The sequence below is a fragment of the Streptomyces sp. URMC 123 genome (assembly GCF_051386515.1).
Taxonomy (GTDB): domain Bacteria; phylum Actinomycetota; class Actinomycetes; order Streptomycetales; family Streptomycetaceae; genus Streptomyces.
On record NZ_JBPQTV010000398.1, the window covers coordinates 1 to 5,240 of the forward strand.

Annotated in this window: 5 protein-coding genes; all 5 read right to left on the reverse strand. The window is 75.3% G+C overall.

The window, feature by feature from the left end:
- Positions 1-1,033, reverse strand: a 1,033-nt coding sequence (locus tag ACSNOD_RS28030) for a CaiB/BaiF CoA transferase family protein (RefSeq protein ID WP_436769869.1), incomplete at its 3' end; no start/stop codon positions are given.
- A gap of 127 nt (positions 1,034-1,160) precedes the next feature.
- Entirely contained in the window at positions 1,161-1,553 is a 393-nt protein-coding gene (locus ACSNOD_RS28035) for an MmcQ/YjbR family DNA-binding protein (RefSeq protein WP_436769870.1), read from the reverse strand.
- Positions 1,526-3,043 carry a sialate:H+ symport family MFS transporter gene (locus ACSNOD_RS28040; protein WP_436769871.1) on the reverse strand — a complete coding sequence of 506 codons (1,518 nt, stop codon included), beginning with the start codon at positions 3,041-3,043 and terminating at the stop codon, positions 1,526-1,528. Before ACSNOD_RS28040 ends, ACSNOD_RS28035 begins: the two co-directional genes overlap by 28 nt.
- A complete protein-coding gene (locus tag ACSNOD_RS28045) occupies positions 3,040-3,987 on the reverse strand; it encodes a dihydrodipicolinate synthase family protein (protein WP_436769872.1) in 948 nt (315 codons plus the stop codon). The genes ACSNOD_RS28040 and ACSNOD_RS28045 overlap by 4 nt, the downstream gene beginning before the upstream one ends.
- A 210-nt stretch (positions 3,988-4,197) precedes the next feature.
- Positions 4,198-5,240 (reverse strand): oxidoreductase (locus ACSNOD_RS28050; protein ID WP_436769873.1); only part of this gene is annotated, 1,043 nt, incomplete at its 5' end.

Consider the following 5,240-nt stretch of genomic DNA (forward strand, 5'->3'; position numbering starts at 1 on the left):
GGGCGGGGGCCTCGCGCAGGGAGAGCACGGGGGCGACGCAGGCGTCGGAGTCCTCGAAGACGGCCGTCCACTCCGCGCGGGTGCGGGACGCGAAGCGGTCCGCGATCAGCGTGCGCAGCTCGTCCCAGCGCTCGGGGTCCTCGCGGGCGGGGGCCCGGTCGGCGATGCCCAGCCGGTCCAGGAAGGCGTCGTAGAAGCGCCGCTCCAGGGCGCCGACCGCCATGTGGCCTCCGTCGGAGGTCTCATAGGTGCCGTAGAAGGGGCAGCCGCCGTCGAGGAGGTTGGCCGCGCGCCGGTCCCGCCACCCGCCGGCGGCCAGCATGCCGTGGATCATCGTGGTGAGATGGGCGGTTCCGTCGACGATGGCGGCGTCGACGACCTGGCCCGCCCCGGTGGACCGGGCGTGGTGGAGGGCCGCCAGCACGCCGACGACGAGATAGAGCGAGCCGCCCGCGTAGTCGCCGAGGAGGTTGGCGGGGAAGGCGGGCGGCCCGTCGGCCGGGCCGCTCAGGCCCAGCGCCCCGGTGACGGCGATATAGCCGATGTCGTGTCCGGCGCGCTCGGCCAGCGGCCCCTCCTGGCCCCAGCCGGTCATCCGGCCGTAGACGAGCCGGGGGTTGCGGGCGTGGCACTCGGCGGGGCCCACGCCGAGCCGCTCCGCGACCCCGGGGCGGTAGCCCTCGATGAGCACATCGGCGCGGGCCACCAGGTCCAGGGCGGCCCGCCGGCCCTCGGCGGACTTGAGATCGAGCAGTACGGAGCGCTTGTTGCGGTTGATGACATCGGCCTCCGGGGCGACGGCGAGCTCACCGCCGCCGGGCCGGTCGACCCGGACGACATCGGCCCCGAGGTCGCCGAGGAGCATCGCGGCGAAGGGGCCGGGGCCGATGCCGGCGAGTTCGATCACCCGCACGCCGGCCAGGGGGCCGATGTGACCCGCCGCCGGGTCGCGGCCGGCTCCTCCGGCGTCTCCGGCATCTCCGGCTCCCGCCACGGTCAAGCCCCCCTCGGTGTGACACCGTTGATGTAACATCAGGGATGTTAAGAAGGCGCCCTCCGCCGCACAAGACCCCGCCACGCGCGGGACGCGCCGCACCACACGCCGCCGGAGAGGCCCGGCCGCCTCGCCCGCTCGGGCGGCGCGCTTCCCGGTCCGCGCCTCAGCCGTCCAGCTCGGCGATGAGCCGCTTCGGCGCGATGGCCCGATAGCTCTCCTCCACCCAGTCGCACAGCAACTCCGCGCCCGGCGCGCCGGGCTCGGCCAGCGGCACCGCCACCCAGCCGGCCCTGCCCAGCCCGTAACCGGCCGGCGCGGCGCCGGGCGCGGCCATCGCGTGCTCGTGCGCCTGGGGGTCCTTGAGCTTGACCGTGATCCCCGGGGGGCGCTCGCCCTCGTCCGCCCCCAGGAAGACGAAGATCTTCTTGTTGACCTTGACGACGCACTCGCCCCAGGGGAACTCCTCCACCGCGCCGGGGAGTTCCAGGGCGAAGGCGCGCACGCGCTCCCGCACTCTCAGCGCGCCCCTCAGGGCGCCCGTCTCTGCCGCGACCATCGCTGCTCCTCCTCGCTCGTCCGTTCCACGCTATCCCCCGCCACTGACAGTGACGGGGAACCGAGGTGGTCGCCGTCGGCGGTGCGGTCGACCAGCCGGTGCAGCCGGTGCGGAACGTCGCCGCCGACCAGCACCACGACCACCGCCGTCAGGCCGAACGCGAGGACGGCCAGGGCCCGGCCCAGCGGCATCGTCCCGGCGAGGTGCGCGCCGAGCACGGGCGCCACCGCCCCGCCCAGCGCACCGGTGTTGTAGACGAAGCCCAGCGAGGCGGCGCGGGTGGCGGTGGGGAAGTGCCCGGCGAGATAGCGCGGCAGGATGCCGGAGATGCCCTGGCTCAGCGCCAGCATGCAGAAGAGCAGCGCGCCGAGGGCGACCAGGCTGTCACGGACGGCGAAGACCGGGAAGACGAAGGCGAGCGAGGCGGTCAGGGTGAGGGCGTAGGCGCGGCGGGTGCCGAGCCGGTCCCCCACGAAGCCCGCGAGGCAGCAGCCGGCCATGGTGCCGAACCCGGCGTAGTACATGACATCGGTGACCTGGCCGGGCGTGTACCCGAGCTCCGTCTTGAGATAGGTGGGCAGCAGGGCCTGCACCGGCCAGCTGTAGAGGAACGCGCAGAAGACGGTCAGTGTCAGGGACACGTACAGCACCCAGCCGCGCCGCCCGCCGAGCTGGGCGGCGAAGGCGAGCAGGGCGCCGGCCGCGACCAGGGACAGGGCCGGCACCAGTACGGGTCCCGCCCCGGCCGCGACGGGGGTGAAGACACAGAACAGCGAGCCGCTCGCGGCCGCGGCGAGAGCGGTGTTCAGTACGGCTCTGCCGCGCCCGGTGAACAGGGGGCGGAAGGGGTTGGGCCGTGCCGCGGCGCCGCCCACCTCGCTGCTCCAGTCCCCCGCCTCCGGCAGCGCCCGCCGCACCCACAGCGCCACCAGGACCGGCAGCACCCCGATCCAGAACATCCAGCGCCAGCCGAGCCCGGGGACGACCCACTGGTAGACCTCCGCGGCGAGCACCGTGCCGAACGCGTATCCGGAGATCAGGAAGCCGGAGGCGCGGTTGCGCACCCGCACCGGCCAGCTCTCCAGCACATAGGTGGCGCTCGCGCTGTACTCCCCCGCCATGCCCGTGCCGACCAGCAGCCGGGCGGCGAACAGACTGGTGTAGTCCCAGGCGAATCCGCAGGCGAACGTCCCCAGCGAGTACAGCAGGATGCTGGCGACCATCGCGGCCTTGCGGCCGTGGCGGTCGCCCAGGGCGCCCAGCAGCGCCCCGCCGAGCCAGCGGGTGATGAACGCGCCCGAGACCAGGCTCGCCGACTCCACGGTGCTCAGCCCGAAGTCCGCGGCGATCTCCGTGAGCACCAGGCTGATGAGCACGAAGTCGAAGCCGTCGAGCACATAGCCGACCCAGGCGGCGAAGAGGGCCTTCCACTGCCGGCCGGTGACCTCGCGGTACCAGCGCCGCGCCGGGCCGTCGCCCGCCGCGCTCACAGCAGCCCGCCCTCCTCCAGCAGATGCCGCACGGCCTTGACCGCCGCCCCGTCCAACGGGGTCTGCGGTGCGGCGGTCGCGGGGCAGTCGATGACACCGAGCAGGTGGAGCGCGGCCTTGAAGGCGCCCAGGGAGGCCGAGCTGCGGCCCATCGCGGCCGGGTCGGCGGCGTCGGTGATGGCGTAGAGCGCGGCGAGCCGGTCCTGCTCCGCGGCGGCCTCGGCCCAGCGTCCGGCGCGGGCGTGCTCGTACAGCCGTACGTAGCCGTGCGGGTCGACGTTGCCCAGGCCCGGGACGACGCCGTGCGCCCCCGCGAGCAGCGCGCCGTCCACGGCCAGCTCGGAGCCGGTGAGCACGGAGAACTGTCCGCCCCGGTCGGACGCGCGCAGCCGCACCAGCAGCCGGCGCAGTTCTCCGTCGTTCCCGCTGCTGTCCTTGAGCCCGGCCAGCGTGCCGTCGGCGGCGAGGGCGAGCACGGTGTCGGCCGGCAGCTTGGTGTGGACGGCGAGCGGGATGTCGTAGGCGTACAGCGGCAGGTCGACGCCCGTACGGACGCGGCGGTAGTGGTCGGCGATCTCGGCCGGGTGCGTCCGGGTGTAGAAGGGCGCGGTGGCCACGAGCGCGTCGGCGCCCAGGGCGGCGGCCGTACGGGCGTGGGCCAGCACGCGGGCGGTGGTCATGTCGATGACCCCGGCCAGTACGGGCAGCCGGCCCGCGGCGGCCTCGACCGCCGTGGCGACGACCGTACGGCGCCGGTCGTCGTCGAGGTACGCCGCCTCGCCGCTGGAGCCGAGGACGAACAGGGCGCTGACGCCCGCCTCGATCTGCCGTTCGACCAGGGCGCGGAGGGAGCGGGTGTCGACATCGCCGGAGGGGGACAGGGGGGTGCACAGCGGCGGAATGACACCGCGCAGGGGGCCGGTCGGGGTGGCGGGACGGGACATCGCTGCTCCAGCGTCTTCCTGGCGGGCCCCTGGAGGGATTGTGGTGGATTTTAGATTGTTTTACGGCATATGACGCCACGTCGGACAGGGGTGGTGTCGACGTCACGTCGGATGTGGGGTGGCGGTGTGGACGTCACGTCGGACGGGGTGTGGCGGTGTTGGCGTCACGTCGGACGGTGGCGATGCGGATGTCCGCGCGCCGCGGGGCGCTCACTCCGGCGCGCGGTCGGGACCGAGCGTGGCCACCCGGCCGCTCGCGCCCGCGGCCCAGCAGCCGAGGTCCGGCGCGCAGTCCACCGTGTCGTACGAGCCCGCGTCGAAGCGGTGCCAGGTCCGCCCGGCGTCGAGGGTGAGGTCGCTGCCGGACGGGCCCACCGCGAGGGCGAGCGTGCGGAACCCGGGGAGCCAGGCGACCCCGGAGCGGTACGCGGCCGGCGGGCGGCGGGCCGGGGCCCAGTGGGCGCCGCCGTCGCCGGTGACCGCCGCGGCCCGGGGGGAGTCCTGGTTCGGGCGGTAGTCGCCGCCGACGGCGATGCCGTGCGCCCGGTCCCGGAAGGCCAGCGCGAACACACCGCGGGCCGGGTCACCGGCCGGGACGGGCGACTCGGCGACCGTCCAGGTGCGGCCCCGGTCGGCGGAGTGCAGGACGCGGGCCGTGGCGGCGCCTCCCGTGGCGATCCAGGCGTCCCGCGGACCGGCCGTCACCAGACACTGGCCGCTCGCCGCGAAGCCCGCCTCACCGGCGAGCGCGGGCGGCATGCCGGCCGTCGGCACCGGCTGCCAGGTCCGGCCGCCGTCGGCGGTGGAGAGCAGGCGGAACCGGCCGTCCACGGGGTCGCTCAGGGCCAGCCCGTGCCGGCTGTCGAAGAAGGCCAGACAGTCGTAGAACGCCCGGGGGTCGGGGTTGCGGAAGGTTTCGGACCAGGTGGCGCCGCCGTCCTCCGTACGGAGGACGCGCGAGGCGTCGCCCTCGCCGATGGCGAGCACGACGGCGCGCCGGGCGTCGAACGCCTCGACGTCCCGGAAGTCCAGTTCGCCCGCTCCCGGCGGTGAGACGTTTCGCCAGGTGCGCCCGCCGTCGAGCGTGCGCAGCACGGTGCCACGGGAGCCCGCCACCCAGGCGGTGGCGCGGTCGACGGCCGCGAGGCCGCGGAAGCGGGCGTCGCTGCCGGTGGGCGCCGGCTGCCAACCGAGGCCGGCGGGTGCGGTGTTCCGGGCGGGCGGGGCCTCCGCCGGGCCCGCCCGCCCGGAAC

What these genes read in the sequence shown, in the direction of transcription:
- ACSNOD_RS28035 (WP_436769870.1), bottom strand. Translation starts at nt 1,553, where the DNA reads ATGGTCGCGGCAGAGACGGGCGCCCTGAGGGGCGCGCTGAGAGTGCGG.
- ACSNOD_RS28045 (WP_436769872.1), bottom strand. Translation starts at nt 3,987, where the DNA reads ATGTCCCGTCCCGCCACCCCGACCGGCCCCCTGCGCGGTGTCATTCCG.